A 16704-nucleotide genomic window follows, 5' to 3' on the forward strand; every position below is an offset into this window, starting at 1 on the left:
AGGCCTATGATATAAGCCTGATTTGCCTGCCCAAATTCCTAAGAAATAATTTATGGCAGGTAAATCAGTTTATATTTAATTTATTAGGTTAATCCGGGAAAGGAGGTGAAATGAGATAGTGTTACAGATGGATTTTTTACCAGGGGTAGAGTCGTCCAAATCGAAAAACGCGGAACGGGGTTCTGCCTTCAGCCAGGGCGAAAAGCCTGTTGAGCTAAAGGGGCGATTCAAACACCATTTGCAAGAGGAGGTGCAGTCTTCCCAAAAGCAGCATCTTAAGCAAGACGAAAAATGTGCCAATGATAAAGAAAAAACAGCTATTCGAAAGGCAATGGGTACTAATCTGGTATTACCCCAGGAATTAATACCGAGTGGGCTAGTAAAAGCTGGCTGTGAAGAAGGACAAATACTACCTGGTGAGGATGAAACCTGGATAGCAGAAGATGAGGTTAACATCATGGCTCCCTTCTTAATGGCGGTGCTGGATACTGAAAGTTTGGCTATAGCAGAAGATTCTTTAACCACAGGTCAGGAGATGACCATAGCTAACTTACCGGAAACCAGGGGAGATGTAGTAGCATCGGAAGGTTTTCCAGAGCATGCCGGGAGGAAAATAAGTATCCAGGAGCAAAAAAATCTAGCTGCTCATGGGGATCAAGTAAAAAAGGTTTCTGCCGGGGAAAATGTGGAAAAATTACTATCCCAGGATACGAAAGAGCCGGCGGGTAAAACGTTATCCAGGCAACCTGATCGGGCTGGGGTGAGTCCTCCTATACAAGGAGACACCAAACCTACCCATGGTAAACCTGCAGAAGATGTGCGTCCGGTTCTTGATTTTGAAAATCGCCGCTTAAAAGGTTTACAACTGGAAACTAATCATTCCGGAGATGGTAAAAACAGCTCCCCTGATACCGAGCTGGAAGTAGTTAACCGGTTGCAACCTTTGCTAAAGGGTCATGAAGAGAACAATAATTCTCTACCCGGGAAAATACGCTTTGAGAATGGGGAAACCTTTCGGCCAACGGTTCAACCAGAGGATGTAATTAACCAGGTGGTTAAAAAAGCTGAACTATTAGTGAAGCAAAACACTTCCCAAATGAAGCTGGAGCTTAAACCAGAAGTACTAGGGAAAATGATCATTAAAATTGCGGTTGAAGAAGGGGTAGTCACGGCCCGGTTTATAACCGAAAATCATCAGGTAAAGCAGTTATTAGAAAGCAATATGGCTGCTCTACGCCAGTCCCTTGAATCCCAGGGTATCCGGGTTGAAAAAGCGGAGGTGAGTGTACAACTTAATAATGGGGGACTTTTTGACGGATCAGAAAACCACCGGGAGCAGTCTTGGAATAACCAGCCCCAAGGATTCTTCCGTGGTGTTCCAATGCCCTTCGAAGAGTTATCGACAGAAGAATTAGGGGCGGATAATATCTCAAGTATCACTTATTCTGACCAGGGTTACAATTTGGTTGGCGAGGCAGTGATGGATTTTCGTGTTTAGGAGGTGATTAGATGGAAATTGGAGGAAACTGGGCAACAGTACCATGGTTACGTTCTGATTCTGATAGTACAGTAAAAGAGGCAGCAGATCGTAGCATATTAGGTAAAGATGATTTTCTTAACCTATTGATTACCGAGTTAAAATATCAGGATCCATTGGAGCCTATGAATGACAAAGAGTTTATATCCCAGATGGCTAACTTCAGCGCTTTGGAACAGATGAAAAATCTAAATACCGGTTTTAAGGAATTAGCTGATAATATTACCGGTAACCTGATACCCAGTCTACTGTGGCAGCAGTCTAGCCAAATGGTTGGCCGGCAGGTTGCTTATTTAAACCCGGATTATGATCCTGATCAAAATGATAATCAGGTTCTAACCGGCCGGGTGCAATCAGTAGTATTCAAAGAGGGGCTCCCCCTGTATGTGATTAACAATCATTTGGTAGGATCTGATAGTATAGTGGAAATAGGAGCTCAGGATAGTAAGGAGACTGCTGCAGCATTGGATAGCCTGGTGGATAAGCTGGACAAGTTAATTGAGATTTTAGGACCGGAGGAGGAGACTGATGGACAATAGAATCTATTTTCCTCAACATCCGGTTAAACCAGCTGGGGTACCATTATCTAACCGGTCCCAGGTAAAGAATGATAAGACAGGACAATTCCAGAAAATACTTAATGATCAGCTAAAGATAGGATTAAAGTTTTCCCAGCACGCCAGGCAGCGCCTGCAATCCCGTAATATTAAGTTAAGTGATGAGGAATTGAGGCAACTGGAGAATGCAGTAGAAAAGGCCCGGGAAAAGGGAGCTCGTGAATCACTAATACTGATGGGGGATCTGGCTCTGGTAGTTAGTGTTAAAAATCGTACCGTTATTACTGCGGTTGATGGTGATAGTATCAAGGAAAATGTTTTTACCAATATTGATAGTGCTGTTATTATGTAGGGCCGGACCTCTACTGAGGAAGCCCAGGAATGCTGATTGACAGAAGCATTTCATATTATGTTCTGGCAAAGGAGGTCATTATTATGATGCGTTCAATGTTTACGGCGGTTTCCGGTTTGCGGAATCACCAGCTTCGCATGGACGTAATCGGCAATAACATTGCCAATGTAAATACAGCTGGCTATAAAAAAAGCCGGGTTTTATTTAAGGATACCCTGTACCAAAATATGCGAGGAGCATCCCGGCCTGCTGACGGCCATGGCGGAACTAACCCTATGGCAGTAGGATTAGGTATGGCGGTAGGAAGTATTGACCAGATTCACACCCCTTTCTCAGCATCCACTACTAATAAGATTACTGATTTGGCAGTTGATGGTAATGGCTATTTTATAGTAGAAAACGGTGGACAGAAATTCTATACCCGGGCTGGAAATTTTGATTTTGATAAGATGGGGAATTTGGTACAAACCTCTAATGGCTATCTGGTCCATGGTTGGATGGCTGATGAAAAAGGGGTTATAGATACGGTAAGACCTAGTCAGCCTATAGATATATCTGGATTTAAATCAGTACCCCCCCGGGCTACGACTGAAATGCGCTTTAGCGGTAACCTTTATTCCGATCTGGACATTCCCCAAATTAATACGGCTGCCCCCGGGGATCCGGTTAATAATGTGAATGTCGATCCGGCTAATAGCAGCCATTATCCAACTAAAGATGAAGAGGTGGTTATTACTTCTAAGGAGGTTTTTGATTCCCTGGGCAATAAGCAGACTGTGTATTTCCGGTTTTTCAAGACTGGTTATGTGCCTGGTGACCCGACGGCTGATCCTCCCATTGAGCCTATGACTAACTGGGCCTGTGATATTTCCCTGGATTCCAGGTTTAATGAAACGGAAGGCTATGATCCTGCTGCTCATTTTCAGGCTATTGATATGACTAATCCTACTGCGCAAGAGGACGAAAAAAAGATTATCCGGGTTTATAACCTGCAGTTTAATGAGCAGGGGAAAATTAATGATTCTACTAAAGCTGGTGTGACCCTTAATATTAATCGCAGCAGCCAGGGAGCTGATGATATAGAGTTTGAGGTTGATTTTAGCCAGCTTACCCAGTGGGAAACCAGGTCAAGTGCTACTGCTGACTACCAGGATGGTTATTCTATGGGTAATTTGACCAGTTTTACCATCGGTATCGATGGTACTATCCACGGGGTATATGATAATGGTACGGCTCGCAGCTTGGCCCAGGTAGCCCTGGTTAATTTCCAGAACCCTTCCGGATTACTGCAGGCTGGAAATAACCTTTTTCAGGTATCCACCAACTCTGGTGATCCGGTAGTGGGAGTGCCGGGAGGACAGGGAATGGGAGCGCTTATTCCCGGTAGCTTGGAAATGTCTAATGTAGATTTATCAGAAGAATTTACAGATATGATTGTTACCCAGCGTGGATTTCAGGCTAATTCACGGGTAATTACTACTTCTGACGAAATGTTGCAGGAGCTGGTAAACTTAAAACGGTAAATAACTTTTCTCCTTCAGGAGGATAGCCTCCTGAAGGAGAATTATTATGAGGTGGCCGTATGATCACACTTACCCGCTTAAACGGGGAACGGATAATGATAAATGTGGATTTGATAGAGTTGTTGGAGGAGACCCCGGATACAGTAGTCACTTTAACTACCGGTCGAAAACTGGTAGTTAAAGAGCCCAGCCGGAGGATCCGCGATAAGATAATACAATTCCGTAAAAGATGTTCTACCCAATTAAAAAAATAGACTGCAGGGGGGATAGTAATGGCAGAAGAAAAGAACAATGAGGCTGGAACGGCTACTAAACCAGGACTAGATTTTAAAATTATTCTAATCGGGCTGGTTTTGTTCCTGGTGGCCATGGGTGGAGCCTATTTATTATTAAGTCAGTTAATCTCACCTCTCCTGCCGGAAAAAGATGTTTCTAATCAAGCCGGTACCACCGGTAATTTGGTATCAGTCGGTGAATTTACCACCAATATTAATGATCTGGCAGGAACCAGGTTCCTTAAAATGGAAGTTTATGTGGAAATACCAAGTGATGATAAAAAAGCTCCGGAAAAGATAGATCAGTTTATGCCTGTTATCCAGGATAGTATCTTAGGGATAATTTCATCGAAAACCGTGGCTGATCTGGATGTAAGGAATCGTGACCATTTAAAAACTGAAATTAAACAGGCACTTAATCATAAAATAGGCGGGGACCTGGTTAAGAATGTTTACTTTACAAATTTTATAATGCAATGAAATTGAAGGCTATGATCTAGCAGTTAACCTGGAGGGGGGATACAGTGAGTGAGGTTTTATCCCAATCTGAAATAGATGATTTACTATCGGCTTTACATAGCGGGTCTGTAGATGCTAATGAGCTTAAACAGGAACAGAATAAAAAGCGGATCAAAGTATATGATTTCCGTCGTCCTAACAAGTTTTCCAAGGATCAGATACATACCCTTCAGGTAATATTTGAAAATTTTGCTCGTTCTCTGGGAACTTTCTTATCTGCACAACTGAGAGCAGCAGTACAGATGGATATTCTTTCAGTAGAGCAGCTTACCTATGAGGAGTTTATTAGATCTATACCTAATCCTACTATCCTTAATATTTTTACTCTTTATCCCCTAGAAGGTAATGCCTTAATGGAAATTAACCCCAACCTGGGTTTTGCCTTTTTGGATCGCCTCTTAGGGGGACCAGGTATTGCTCCTAGCAAAATACGGTCGCTCACAGAAATTGAACAAACGGTAATAGAACGACTAGCCCAGCGGATGTTGGATCATTTGCAGGAACCATGGGGAAGTATTGTTGAGTTATACCCAACTTTGGAGCGGGTAGAGACTAACCCCCAGTTTACTCAACTAGTATCACCTACTGAGATCATGATTATAGTGTCGGTAGAAACTCGGATGAATGATATTCTGGGAATGGTAAACATCTGTATTCCTTTTCTGGTCTTAGAACCGGTGTTGGATAAATTAACAGTTCATTATTATTACTCTGTCTCCAACCAGAAAAGCTCACCGGAAAACCAGGAACTGATCAAGAATCGCCTGGAAAACACTGTTATTCCGGTACGGGCTATTCTGGGAAAAACGACTATAACTGTTAAGGACTTAATAGAATTGTCTATGGGGGATGTTATTCCCCTGGAGCGCACCATTAATGATGAATTGGAAGTAGTTATTGGTCAGCGGACCAAGTTTCTTGGTAAGCCTGGGGTTTTTGGCAAGCGAGTATCTATACAGGTTTCCCAAGTTATAAAGGAGGAAGGCGAATATGAATGATGGTATCCTTTCACAGGAAGAAATAGATGCTCTGTTAAAAGGAGATAGTCTTACACCAGCCAAATCCAATTCTATAGAGCTGACTGATTTTGAGAAGGATACCCTGGGAGAGATTGGAAATATAAGCATGGGGACTTCAGCCACCACTTTATCAACTCTCTTACGTAAAAAAGTATCTATTACTACTCCTAATGTGGTAGTAATAGATAGTGAGCAATTAAGGTCAGATTATCCTCTTCCTTATGTAATGGTTGAGGTTCAATATAGAGAAGGACTGAATGGTACTAATGTTTTAGTAATTAAAGAGGAAGATGCCTGCATTATTGCCAATCTAATGATGGGAGGAGAAGGGGTATGTGATCAGGATGGTTTAAGCGAGATGGAACTTAGTGCAGTAGGCGAAGCCATGAACCAGATGATGGGTTCGGCTACTACCAGTCTATCTTCAATGTTTAACCGGCGTATTGATATAGAGCCCCCCAAACTGACAACAGTTGACCTGGGTAGAGATAGGCTGGAACTGGCCAGTAACTATGATGAAATGGTAAGCATTCGCTTCAAAATGGAAATTGAAAACCTGGTAAATAGTGAGATAATGCAGATAATTCCCATTGAAGCAGTTCGAAACATGATAGATGCATTAATGGGTAACACCATGGAAGTATCTTCCCGGGAGGATTTCAAAGAACAGGAGGAGTCTGGTCCTTCTTTAGCACCTGAACCTGCATCTTCACCTATACTACAAGCGGACCAGGGGCTGATTGCAGATAAACAGGATAAACCAACCGAACCTCAAGATGTTTGGGGTAATGAGAATTATAGGGAACCTTCATCTGGTATTAAGAAGAGCGGCCAGTATACAGTGCAACCAGTACAATTTACTAATTTACAGCCGCAAGATACAGTACCGATGCCGCAAAATATCGGGTTAATTATGGATGTACCCCTGAGTGTAACGGTAGAATTAGGCAAAACCCGTAAAACGATTGGTGAAATACTGGACTTACATCAGGGAGCCATTATTCAACTGGATAAAATGGCCGGAGAAACAGTGGACTTGTTAGTTAATGGCAAACTGATAGCTAAAGGAGAAGTAGTGGTGATTGATGAAAACTATGGCATTCGTATTACCACTATTATCAGTCCGATGGATCGAATGAATAAATTACAATAACTAGGAGGTCAGCCATGGGTAAGAAGGTGTTAATAGTTGATGATGCTGCATTTATGCGGATGATGATTAAGGATATTCTTAGTAAGAATGGTTATGAAGTCATCGGTGAAGCAGAGAATGGTTTAGTGGCGATCGATAAATTCCGGGATTTAAAACCTGATCTGGTTACTATGGATATAACTATGCCAGAAATGGATGGGATTGCAGCAGTTAAAGAAATAAAAGCTATGGATCCCTCGGCCAAAGTTATTATGTGCAGTGCGATGGGACAGCAGGCTATGGTTATTGATGCCATACAGGCGGGAGCCAAGGATTTTATTGTTAAGCCTTTTCAACCGGAACGTGTTTTAGAGGCAGTAAGTAAAGCTCTGGATTAAAAGGTTTTGAATGGTATAAAGCGTATGCTTTCTATAAAGAAAAAATCACTAGTAATTGCTGTTCTTATACTGGTAATTATGCATATTATGGCTTTTAATGTGCTGGCAGCCGATATGGAAAAACTAAATCAGGAAATTGACCGCCAGCATGAACAGCCTACCCATAAAACCAACTTGTGGTTAGATTTTTTTAAACTGCTGGTAATTCTGGTTTTGATTGTAGGTGCTACCTGGTCAGTAGTGCGATTTTTTGGCCGGCAGGCCACTGGTAAGATGCAGGGGACCTGGATCCATGTGGTTGATGAGGTATTGCTGGGTCAAAACCGGGGTATAGTCCTGTGCGAAGTAGGAGGAAAAGTTTATGCATTAGGGGTGACTGATCATAATATTACCCTGCTCTGTGAGATAGATAACCCCAAGCTACAGGAAGAAATCAGCCAGGCTGGTTACCTGGCTCGGGATGAAATGGCTTCTGCTAGTGACCTTAAGCAAAAGATAACTGGTATGGTTAAATCTATTACTCCGGGTCAGCCTGATAAATCACAGGATACAGGCCGTTTTCATGCTTTGATGGCAGAACAGGTAAAAAGGTTACAGGATATGTCCCAGAAACAGGAGGGGGAAAACCGAAAAAAAGATAGAAGTGATGACCATGATTAGATGGAAGTTGAGCATCGGAAATATTAGTATTCTGGTGCTGATTATTGCACTGCTAATTACTCTTTCAGCAGCACCGGCAGGGGCCGAACCATTGCCGATACCAAATGTTAATTTACAGATTGGGGGGCCGGACGAAAACCCGGATTCTATATCCAGCACTTTGCAGATTATTATTTTGCTTACTATTCTTACCCTGGCACCGGCAATAGTGGTAATGGTTACTTCTTTTACCAGGATAATTGTAGTGCTGGCTTTTATAAGAACCTCGCTGGCTACCCAACAAATGCCCCCCAATCAGATTCTGATTGGGCTTGCTCTTTTCTTAACCTTTTTCGTAATGGCTCCTACTTTTCAGCAGGTTAATGAGCAGGCTATACAGCCCTATTTGCAGGGGGAGATTACTCAGGATAAGGCCTTTGCAACCGGTATGAAACCTTTAAGAACCTTTATGTTTAAGCAAACCCGGGAGAAGGATCTAGCTTTATTTGTAAAAATGGCTAAAATGGAGCGGCCCCGTAGTTTTGCGGATATACCTAACTATGTCTTAATTCCATCATTTATTATCAGCGAATTAAAAACCGCCTTTCAAATTGGTTTTGTAATTTTTGTACCGTTTCTGGTTATTGATATGGTGGTGGCCAGTGCGCTGATGTCAATGGGAATGATGATGTTACCTCCCATGATGATATCGCTGCCATTTAAGATACTTTTGTTTGTTTTAGTTGATGGATGGAATCTGGTTATACAGTCGCTGATACTAAGTTTTAGATAATGGGAGTTATAAATTTATATGAACATTGATTAACCAGACAGGGGGAGATTATACCATACCTGGAGAGGGGAGTGCCTTAACGTGTTTGAAGATTTGGTTCTAAGTATTGCCAACGAAGCTATTTTGACAGTTCTGCTAGTTTCCGCCCCCATTCTAGGAGCGGCCCTTATTACTGGTCTGGTTATAAGCATACTCCAGGCTACTACTCAGATTCAAGAAATGACCCTGGTGTTTGTCCCTAAAATTATTGTGGTATTGCTGGTAATAGTGATTTTTGGGCCCTGGATGTTAAACGTGGTAGTAGCTTTTGCTCAGAACCTGTTTGCCTCCATACCCCAGATGATAACCATCTAGGATGGGACTTTTTATGCCGTTTTCCATAGAAAGTTTTTTCTTTATCCTGGGTCGTATGTCGGGGCTTTTCTTAAGTGCTCCCATATTTAGCAATCGGCAGGTGCCAGTAAGAGTTAAGGCACTTATGGTAGTTATTATTTCAGCTACCCTGGCCTATTTTGTTCCGGTAAATTATCCGGCTGATCTTGATTCTCCAGCCTATTATCTGGCTGCTTTATTTTTAGAAATGTTTATTGGCTATACCATAGGCATTGTGGCTTATACAGTATTTGCAGCTATTCAACTGGCCGGTCAGATTATGGATATGCAAATGGGCTTTGGTATTGTGAATGTGGTCGATCCTCAATCAGGTACCCAGATACCTCTAATGGGAAACTTTATCCAATTAATGGCCTTATTGATGTATCTGGCTATTGATGGACATCATTATCTTTTACAGGCTATTGTGCAAAGTTACCAGGTTGTTCCCGTAATGGGGCTGCACTTAACGGGGAGTTTTTACGACCTAATTGTAAAAATCTCAGTTTACATGTTTGTGATTGCGGTAAAGATTTCTGCACCGATTGTTATTGCCGTTTTGACTGCAGATATTGCGATGGGATTTATTGCCCGTACGGTTCCCCAGATGAATGTATTTATAGTCGGTTTACCGCTTAAAATCCTGGTAGGTTTAATAACTCTTTTCATATTGCTGCCGGTATACATATGGGTTTTTAATGTGTTATTTGTCCGGTTTTTTACTTACCTTGACCAGGTGATAATGACCATGGGGTTATGATAATGAAGGATGTTTATCCATTTATAATTAATTTGCAGCTATTTGCCGAGGGCGATACTGGAGAAAAAACGGAAAAAGCTACTCCACGCCGCCGGGAAGAAGCACGTCATAAGGGACAGGTATTTAAAAGTGCCGATTTAAATGCCGCTGTTATTATGCTAGCTGGATGCGTATCTGCTTATCTAACTTTTCCTATGACGGTGGCCAGTCTTCATGAGTTTACGGCCCTGTATCTCCTGGATCGCAGTTTAATGGATTTTTCTAATCAATACGTTTACCATATGATGGTAGAAGCCTTTTTAGTCATGGGTAAAATTACCCTGCCTATTATACTGGCTACTTTTGTAAGCGCTCTGCTGATTACCTATCTACAGGTAGGAGTTGTTTTTAGTGGGGAAGTATTAACTCCTAAACTAGAACGTTTAAATCCTTGGGAAGGATTTAAACGGATTTTTTCTAAGCGGGCTCTGGTAGAACTTACTAAATCACTGATTAAGGTTGTTGTTACCAGCTATATCGTATATACCGTGTTGAATAAATATTTTTATATATTTCCCCGCTTTGTAGATATGGAGTTAAGGGATACCCTGGTGGTATTAAGCAAAATAGTCATAGAAATGGCTCTAAAAGTAGGGGTAGCTTTTATAATTGTCGGGGTATTAGATTATATTTATCAGTGGTACGAATACGAAAAATCCCTCAAAATGAGCAAATATGATATTAAACAAGAGTACAAGCAAACCGAAGGGGATCCTTTAGTTAAATCTCGTCAGAAGCAAATTCAACGGGAGGCAGCTATGCGGAGGATGATGGCAGAAGTACCGGGTGCTGATGTTGTTATTACTAACCCTACTCATTTTGCAGTGGCCCTGCAATATAAAATCGATGTGATGGAAGCTCCCCTTGTAATCGCCAAGGGGCAGGATTTTATAGCTCTAAAAATCCGTGAAGTGGCTCAGGAAAATGGAGTAATGGTGGTGGAAAATCCTCCTCTGGCTCGGGGGTTATACTATACTACTGAAATAGGGGATTTGGTACCGGAAGAACTTTACCAGGCTGTAGCTGAGATTCTGGCTTTTGTGTACCGTCAGAAACAGGTTTATTAAGGGTTATAAGTTTCAGGCGATTCGTGTTTCCGAGTTGTTTTAAAAGCATAAATGATTAAGCGTCTACCGAAAATGTATAATTCAAATTTGGATCGGCCGGGGGGCTATGGTGGCAATGTCCGGTTCGATAAGATTTATACCCTTAAAAACCAATTATAAATCAAGTGGGGATTATTGATACAACCAGGAGGATGAGAATGGGGAACAGGGCAGGTTTGATGGAAAAGCTGCTGGAACGAAGTGATATCCTAGTAGCTGTATTGGTGATCAGCATTGTCATGATGATGATTATTCCAATGAAGCCGGTTCTATTGGATATATTACTTACTTTTAATATCTCATTCGCACTTATTATATTGATGGTAGCGATGTTTAACACTGATCCTTTAGATTTCTCAGTATTCCCCTCCTTACTCCTGGTAATGACTATGTTTCGCCTGGCTCTTAATGTATCCTCCACTCGTCTAATACTTCTTTATGCTGAGGCTGGACAGGTGATATCTTCCTTTGGCTCATTCGTAGTTGGGGGTAATACCGTAGTAGGATTTATAATTTTTCTCATCATTGTGGTTATCCAATTTATAGTTATAACCCGGGGAGCTGAAAGGGTATCAGAAGTAGGAGCTCGTTTTACTTTAGATGCTATGCCCGGAAAGCAAATGGCTATCGATGCTGATTTGAATGCTGGTCTTATTAATGAAGATACCGCCCGCCAAAGGCGTGAAAACATTCAGCGAGAAGCTGATTTTTATGGAGCCATGGATGGAGCCAGCAAGTTTGTTAAAGGTGATGCTATTGCTGGTATAATCATTACTATTATAAATATTGTCGGTGGTTTAATTATTGGCATGGCCCAGAAGGGGATGCCTATGGCAGACGCAGTCCAAAGATATACAATTTTAACCGTAGGGGATGGGCTGGTCACTCAAATTCCTGCCCTGCTAATATCTACTGCCACTGGTATAGTAGTTACGCGCAGTGCCTCTAAAAATAGTCTGGGCCGGGAAATGGGAAGTCAGCTCCTTGGTTATCCTAAAGCACTGGGAATAGCAGCTGTTATTCTGGTAATTCTCGGAACTATTGGCCTACCTAGATTTCCGATGTATTCGCTGGCGGCTTTTTTTGGATTACTGTTTTTTACCTTTCGCGATGTAACAGCTGAAATAGAAGAGGAAGTGGAAACCGAAGAGGTACAGGAAGCGGAACAGATAAAAAAACCGGAAAATGTGGTAGAGCTACTACAAGTAGAAAAGATGGAGATGGAACTGGGATATGGGCTTATTCCATTAGTAGATGCTGATCAAGGTGGGGATTTACTAGACCGGATAGTTATGATTCGCCGTCAATGTGCAGTAGAACTTGGGTTTATAGTTCCTCCTATTCGTATCAGGGATAATATGCAATTAAAACCTAATAATTATGTAATTAAAATAAAGGGAGCCGGGATTGCTTCCGGTGATTTAATACTAGATCATTACTTGGCCATAGGACCGGAAATCGAAAATGATTCAGAACTGGGCGGTATTGATACTCGTGAACCAGCTTTTAATCTTCCGGCCCGTTGGATAGATACTTCTCAAAAGGAATCGGCAGAGATGAAGGGTTATACCGTAGTAGATCCTCCTTCCGTTTTGGCAACTCATTTAACTTCGGTAATAAAGGCTCATGCTTTTGAACTGCTGGGTCGGCAGGAAATCCAAAATATAATTGATTACATAAAAGAACAAAATTCAGCGGTAGTAGATGAGCTAATACCTGATTTGATGAGTTTGGGAGAATTGCAGAGGGTACTTTCTAATCTATTGAAGGAACAGGTATCAGTCCGGGATATGGTTAGCATTTTAGAAACGCTGGCTGATTATTCCCGTGTTACCAGGGATACTGATGTCCTTACTGAATATGTTCGCCAGGGGTTAAAAAGGCAGATCAGTCATCAATATAGCGGTGAGGATAATCGCTTAAGAGTAATTACTCTTGATCCTGCCTTAGAAGATACCCTGCGTGAATCAGTGCAGCAGAGTGATTTCGGGTCTTATCTAGCAGTTGATCCTGATCTGGTCCAGAATATAGTTAATAAATTATCCCGTTTTTATGAGGAACAGGTGCGGCGCGGGATTACCCCGGTGGTTTTATGTGCTCCAGTACTTCGCATCTACTTTAAACGCCTTATCGATCGGTTTTTAAGCGACCTGATAGTTCTTTCCTATAATGAAATTGACTCGAGTGTTAATGTGGAGGTTATCGGGATGGTGTCATCATGAAGATTAAAAAATTTGTAGCCCGGGATTACCAAACTGCTTTAAAACAAGCTAAACAGGAAATGGGGCGCGATGCGATTATATTACATTCCCACCAGGTAAGACGTAAAGGGCTGCTGGCTTTTTTATTACCACCACAGGTAGAAATTACGGTAGCGGTGGATGAAGCCCTTAAAGTAAATACTGATCGCCGGCGGGAAGTAGTTCTTCCGCCTACCCGTTCCGATGATTTACTATTATCCCACGAACAGGGTTACACTGGTAGTAACCTGGAAGAAGAATTGAAAAAAATGAATGCTCTCATGATGGATATAAAGACTAAGATGAATGAATTAGAATTGATTAAAGGCATGTCAGGACAGGTCCAGGAATTCTACCATGCTCTGGTGGCCAATCAGGTAGATAGGGAGGTTGCCCTAAAAATAGCAACTAGCGTGGAGTCCAGGTTGCCTCAAGGTAGCCGTACTGATGAAAACTGGGCAGTAGAAGTATGCCTGCATACCCTGGGAGAATATGTACAAGGAGTTAAACCTATTGATTTAACTGGCGATAAAAAAGGTAAACTGGTGTTTATGGTTGGACCCACCGGGGTAGGTAAAACTACTACTATTGCCAAACTAGCAGCTAATATGACCTTCGTGGATCGCAAAAAAGTAGCTTTAATTACCTTGGATACCTATCGTATTTCAGCTGCAGATCAACTGCGCACTTTTGCAGAAATTATAGGCATACCTATAAGCGTAGTCTTTACAACTGACGAGTTTAATGCAGCAATGGAAAAATATCAAGAAAAGGATATTATTTTTGTTGATACAGCTGGTAGAAGTCCTTATAACCATCAGCAAATGGAGGAATTAAAACAGTTTGCTACTGTAGCCAGGCCGGATGAAACCTTACCGGACTGACCCCCTAATATTGTACAAAAACTCTTAATGTCTGGCTGATACTTAGAATTTGAAAATTTATATAAACTGGCTTTGCCAGGATCATTATTATACCCTTACAGACTGGATTTTTAAGGATTTCTGCTGTAACAGGTGGTACGCTTCATTTGGAGTATGATATTTCAAACTGGAATGAATCCGCACTGCGTTGTAGTCTTTTATGAATTGGCTTACCGTATCGTAAGCTTCGGCATAACTTTGGAATTCATGCTTGCTCAGACATTCTCCTTCTAGGATGGCATTGAAAGATTCAATGTGAGCATTTTTATTGGGTGTACGACAAGGAATACGCTCATGTTCAACGCCGAATTTAATACAGCTTTCATCAAAATGATGACTGATAAACTGTGGCCCATTGTCACTTCGGATGACTAAATCATCGGTTCCATATACCTGACGTTTAAACATGGCTGCCTGTACAGTACGTGCAGCATCCTGAGCATTACAGTTTAGGCCGATGTGGTAATCCACAATAACCCGATCAAACACGTCTATGATAGGCAGAATATAAAAGAAACGGTTTTCTCCAGTAATATAGCCGTATTTGAGATCGATTTCCCACAGACGATTTGAAGAAGTAATTTCATGGTTCCGTGCCAGTCGTCTGGGATGCTTTGCTTTAAGTTTACGCTGCGGTTTCAATATATCCAGTTCTTTACACAAACGATATACTTTCTTTTTATTGATGATAAGCTGGTATTTCCGTCTGAGCGCCCAGGTTAATTTGTGGTAACCATAGTATTCTCCTTCAGCGAAGATGAGTTCACAAAGCCATTCTTTAACCTGTTCATTGCTTACAAATCTGCCATCGTTAGTGCAGGTACTTGCAGTTGTCGGGTGGCCGCCTCTGTGATTAAGTGCAGAAACTGGATGCTTCAAATGGTAATAGTATGTTGAGCGGCTAAGCCCGACCAATCGCAATACAAGGGTTTTATGATATCCTCTTGATATCCATTTGCTGGATATATCTACTTTATCTTGAATTGTGGGTTCGTTTTTTTTACAAGATCCTTAAGAATGGCTATTTCAAGGTCTTTTTCGCCCAGCAACTTTTTAAGTTTCTCGTTTTCAGATTCCAATGCTTTAGCGCTTTGATTATATGGTCCGATTCTAACAGGGATTGGTCCTATTCCAATACTATTGTGATTCTTATGTTCTCTAACCCAACGACTGACCATGTTGGCAGATAAATCATTCTTCCGGGCCACAATAGCGGCATTGCCAACTTCCAGAGATTCTTTAACAATCTGATCTTTAAATTCTTGTGAGTACCTTTTACGTTGCATATTGCCCCCTCCTGTTTTAAAAGGTACCAGATTAAGATACTTTGTCCAAGTCGGTTAGGGGGCTAAAGAGTTACTAGTATTAAGTGTCACTACCGAAACTAGTGATATGGTAAACATCTATGAACAGTTTAAGGCAATAGGAATTGATAAAGTAGTATTTACTAAAGTAGATGAAACCTACAATTACGGACAAATTTTAAATGCTATATATCAGATCAAAAAGCCTATTGCTTATCTTACTACCGGCCAAAATGTGCCCGATGATATAGAAGTGCCCGATTCCCTTCATCTGGCCAGAATGGTACTGGGGAAAGGTGAAGTTTTATGAATGATCAGGCTGATAAATTAAGGCAAATGGCTTATAAAGTAAAACAACAAATTGAACTAGAGTTGGCCCAGGACCAAAAAAAAACCCGGGTAGTAGTGGTTAGCAGTGGTAAGGGAGGAGTGGGAAAAAGCACCCTGGCCCTTAATCTGGCCTTAACCCTGTGTTCGAAGGGAAAAAAAGTACTGTTGATGGATGCTGATCTAGGTACAGCTAATTTGGATATAATGCTAGGAATTATACCTAAGTATAATATTTACCATGTTGTGCAGGGAAGAAAAACTGTACAGGATATTATTATTCCCGGACCGGCCGGCATAAGTATATTACCGGGAGGGTCCGGTATTCAGGAACTGGCTAACTTAAGCACCGCCGAATTAAAACGCCTACTGGTAGAGATGGGGAAAATCGACGGGACCTATGATTTTATGATTTTAGATACGGGAGCGGGGATATCTAGCAGTGTAATTACTTTCCTATTGGCAGCCGACGATGCCGTTATAATCATTGCTCCTGAGCCGACGGCACTGGCTGATGCATACGGCCTGGTAAAGACCATGGATAGGTGTTCTTATCAGGGTAATATAGGTATTGTGATCAACCGGGTGCAGGATAAATCTGAAGGCATAGCTGTGGCTGAAAAATTCAAGATGGTTTGCCAAAAGTATTTGTCATTAAAAGTTATACTTTTAGGTTGGGTTGTTAATGAACCACTTGTAGGGGAAGGTATACGACGTCAACAACCGTTTATTCATCTTTATCCCCGCAGTACTGCTGCCCGTAATATTTTTTGTATTGCTGATAATTTGTTAAATGATCATGACCAGGAGGATACTTTGGAAGATATAAAAAATATGGGGATCAGGAACTTCTTTAAAAAGATTGTGGCAGCCATAAAATAGTGGGGGT

20 protein-coding genes are annotated in these 16704 nt (G+C 41.5%); 18 read left to right on the forward strand and 2 right to left on the reverse strand.

Annotated elements, in window-relative coordinates:
• Positions 1-127 precede the first annotated feature (127 nt).
• From ACZ5Q0_RS11920 to flhF, 16 genes are all read left to right on the forward strand, one after another.
• Positions 128-1498, forward strand: coding sequence for a flagellar hook-length control protein FliK (locus ACZ5Q0_RS11920; RefSeq protein ID WP_446820755.1), 1371 nt, complete (start codon positions 128-130; stop codon positions 1496-1498).
• Between the two features lie 11 nt (positions 1499-1509).
• Complete coding sequence (locus ACZ5Q0_RS11925; protein ID WP_446820516.1) at positions 1510-2076, forward strand: flagellar hook capping FlgD N-terminal domain-containing protein; 567 nt, start codon at positions 1510-1512, stop codon at positions 2074-2076.
• Positions 2066-2446 (forward strand): TIGR02530 family flagellar biosynthesis protein, encoded by a 381-nt coding sequence (locus tag ACZ5Q0_RS11930; RefSeq protein WP_446820515.1) that lies wholly within the window; start codon positions 2066-2068, stop codon positions 2444-2446. Before ACZ5Q0_RS11925 ends, ACZ5Q0_RS11930 begins: the two co-directional genes overlap by 11 nt.
• 83 nt (positions 2447-2529) lie before the next feature.
• Positions 2530-3969, forward strand: coding sequence for a flagellar hook protein FlgE (locus ACZ5Q0_RS11935; RefSeq protein WP_446820514.1), 1440 nt, complete (start codon positions 2530-2532; stop codon positions 3967-3969).
• A 59-nt stretch (positions 3970-4028) separates the two neighbouring features.
• Entirely contained in the window at positions 4029-4223 is a 195-nt protein-coding gene (locus ACZ5Q0_RS11940) for a flagellar FlbD family protein (protein WP_446820513.1), read from the forward strand.
• 18 nt (positions 4224-4241) lie between these two features.
• Complete coding sequence (locus tag ACZ5Q0_RS11945) at positions 4242-4724, forward strand: flagellar basal body-associated FliL family protein (RefSeq protein ID WP_446820511.1); 483 nt, start codon at positions 4242-4244, stop codon at positions 4722-4724.
• Positions 4725-4768: 44 nt separating this feature from the next.
• Positions 4769-5761 carry a flagellar motor switch protein FliM gene (gene fliM, locus ACZ5Q0_RS11950; protein WP_446820509.1) on the forward strand — a complete coding sequence of 331 codons (993 nt, stop codon included), beginning with the start codon at positions 4769-4771 and terminating at the stop codon, positions 5759-5761.
• The gene (fliY, locus tag ACZ5Q0_RS11955; RefSeq protein WP_446820508.1) at positions 5754-6935 is read left to right on the forward strand and encodes a flagellar motor switch phosphatase FliY; all 1182 of its coding nucleotides are present in this window, start codon (positions 5754-5756) and stop codon (positions 6933-6935) included. The genes fliM and fliY overlap by 8 nt, the downstream gene beginning before the upstream one ends.
• Positions 6936-6949: 14 nt before the next feature.
• Entirely contained in the window at positions 6950-7312 is a 363-nt protein-coding gene (locus tag ACZ5Q0_RS11960) for a response regulator (RefSeq protein WP_446820506.1), read from the forward strand.
• Positions 7313-7318: 6 nt separating this feature from the next.
• A complete protein-coding gene (gene fliO / locus ACZ5Q0_RS11965) occupies positions 7319-7972 on the forward strand; it encodes a flagellar biosynthetic protein FliO (protein ID WP_446820504.1) in 654 nt (217 codons plus the stop codon).
• Positions 7965-8744, forward strand: a complete 780-nt coding sequence (gene fliP / locus ACZ5Q0_RS11970) for a flagellar type III secretion system pore protein FliP (RefSeq protein WP_446820503.1) — start codon at positions 7965-7967, stop codon at positions 8742-8744. Before fliO ends, fliP begins: the two co-directional genes overlap by 8 nt.
• 81 nt (positions 8745-8825) lie before the next feature.
• Complete coding sequence (gene fliQ / locus ACZ5Q0_RS11975; RefSeq protein WP_446820502.1) at positions 8826-9098, forward strand: flagellar biosynthesis protein FliQ; 273 nt, start codon at positions 8826-8828, stop codon at positions 9096-9098.
• A 13-nt stretch (positions 9099-9111) separates the two neighbouring features.
• Positions 9112-9876 carry a flagellar biosynthetic protein FliR gene (fliR, locus tag ACZ5Q0_RS11980; protein WP_446820501.1) on the forward strand — a complete coding sequence of 255 codons (765 nt, stop codon included), beginning with the start codon at positions 9112-9114 and terminating at the stop codon, positions 9874-9876.
• A 2-nt stretch (positions 9877-9878) separates the two neighbouring features.
• Entirely contained in the window at positions 9879-10982 is a 1104-nt protein-coding gene (gene flhB / locus ACZ5Q0_RS11985) for a flagellar biosynthesis protein FlhB (protein WP_446820500.1), read from the forward strand.
• A gap of 191 nt (positions 10983-11173) precedes the next feature.
• Entirely contained in the window at positions 11174-13243 is a 2070-nt protein-coding gene (gene flhA, locus ACZ5Q0_RS11990) for a flagellar biosynthesis protein FlhA (protein ID WP_446820499.1), read from the forward strand.
• Positions 13240-14145, forward strand: a complete 906-nt coding sequence (gene flhF, locus ACZ5Q0_RS11995) for a flagellar biosynthesis protein FlhF (RefSeq protein ID WP_447182572.1) — start codon at positions 13240-13242, stop codon at positions 14143-14145. Before flhA ends, flhF begins: the two co-directional genes overlap by 4 nt.
• A gap of 87 nt (positions 14146-14232) precedes the next feature.
• On the opposite strand, the gene ACZ5Q0_RS12000 is transcribed toward flhF, so the two are convergent.
• Complete coding sequence (locus tag ACZ5Q0_RS12000; RefSeq protein WP_447182850.1) at positions 14233-15168, reverse strand: IS3 family transposase; 936 nt, start codon at positions 15166-15168, stop codon at positions 14233-14235.
• Positions 15153-15470: a transposase gene (locus ACZ5Q0_RS12005; RefSeq protein WP_447182485.1), complete on the reverse strand. Its 318-nt coding sequence runs from the start codon at positions 15468-15470 to the stop codon at positions 15153-15155. The genes ACZ5Q0_RS12000 and ACZ5Q0_RS12005 overlap by 16 nt, the downstream gene beginning before the upstream one ends.
• 106 nt (positions 15471-15576) lie before the next feature.
• Here ACZ5Q0_RS12005 and ACZ5Q0_RS12010 point away from each other — a divergent pair, with 106 nt between their 5' ends.
• Together ACZ5Q0_RS12010 and ACZ5Q0_RS12015 are read left to right on the forward strand one after the other, a co-directional pair.
• The gene (locus ACZ5Q0_RS12010) at positions 15577-15798 is read left to right on the forward strand and encodes a hypothetical protein (protein WP_464827153.1); all 222 of its coding nucleotides are present in this window, start codon (positions 15577-15579) and stop codon (positions 15796-15798) included.
• Positions 15795-16697, forward strand: a complete 903-nt coding sequence (locus ACZ5Q0_RS12015) for a MinD/ParA family protein (RefSeq protein WP_446820497.1) — start codon at positions 15795-15797, stop codon at positions 16695-16697. Before ACZ5Q0_RS12010 ends, ACZ5Q0_RS12015 begins: the two co-directional genes overlap by 4 nt.
• Positions 16698-16704 lie beyond the last annotated feature (7 nt).

The sequence above is a fragment of the Syntrophomonas erecta subsp. sporosyntropha genome (assembly GCF_055395365.1).

Coding starts and splice junctions, on each gene's coding strand:
- fliP (WP_446820503.1), top strand. CDS start 7,965: ATGATTAGATGGAAGTTGAGCATCGGAAATATTAGTATTCTGGTGCTG.
- ACZ5Q0_RS12005 (WP_447182485.1), bottom strand. CDS start 15,470: ATGCAACGTAAAAGGTACTCACAAGAATTTAAAGATCAGATTGTTAAA.
- ACZ5Q0_RS11935 (WP_446820514.1), top strand. CDS start 2,530: ATGATGCGTTCAATGTTTACGGCGGTTTCCGGTTTGCGGAATCACCAG.
- fliR (WP_446820501.1), top strand. CDS start 9,112: ATGCCGTTTTCCATAGAAAGTTTTTTCTTTATCCTGGGTCGTATGTCG.
- ACZ5Q0_RS11945 (WP_446820511.1), top strand. CDS start 4,242: ATGGCAGAAGAAAAGAACAATGAGGCTGGAACGGCTACTAAACCAGGA.
- ACZ5Q0_RS11940 (WP_446820513.1), top strand. CDS start 4,029: ATGATCACACTTACCCGCTTAAACGGGGAACGGATAATGATAAATGTG.
- flhA (WP_446820499.1), top strand. CDS start 11,174: ATGAGAATGGGGAACAGGGCAGGTTTGATGGAAAAGCTGCTGGAACGA.
- flhF (WP_447182572.1), top strand. CDS start 13,240: ATGAAGATTAAAAAATTTGTAGCCCGGGATTACCAAACTGCTTTAAAA.
- ACZ5Q0_RS11920 (WP_446820755.1), top strand. CDS start 128: ATGGATTTTTTACCAGGGGTAGAGTCGTCCAAATCGAAAAACGCGGAA.
- ACZ5Q0_RS12010 (WP_464827153.1), top strand. CDS start 15,577: ATGGTAAACATCTATGAACAGTTTAAGGCAATAGGAATTGATAAAGTA.
- ACZ5Q0_RS11960 (WP_446820506.1), top strand. CDS start 6,950: ATGGGTAAGAAGGTGTTAATAGTTGATGATGCTGCATTTATGCGGATG.
- ACZ5Q0_RS12015 (WP_446820497.1), top strand. CDS start 15,795: ATGAATGATCAGGCTGATAAATTAAGGCAAATGGCTTATAAAGTAAAA.
- flhB (WP_446820500.1), top strand. CDS start 9,879: ATGAAGGATGTTTATCCATTTATAATTAATTTGCAGCTATTTGCCGAG.
- fliY (WP_446820508.1), top strand. CDS start 5,754: ATGAATGATGGTATCCTTTCACAGGAAGAAATAGATGCTCTGTTAAAA.
- ACZ5Q0_RS11930 (WP_446820515.1), top strand. CDS start 2,066: ATGGACAATAGAATCTATTTTCCTCAACATCCGGTTAAACCAGCTGGG.
- ACZ5Q0_RS11925 (WP_446820516.1), top strand. CDS start 1,510: ATGGAAATTGGAGGAAACTGGGCAACAGTACCATGGTTACGTTCTGAT.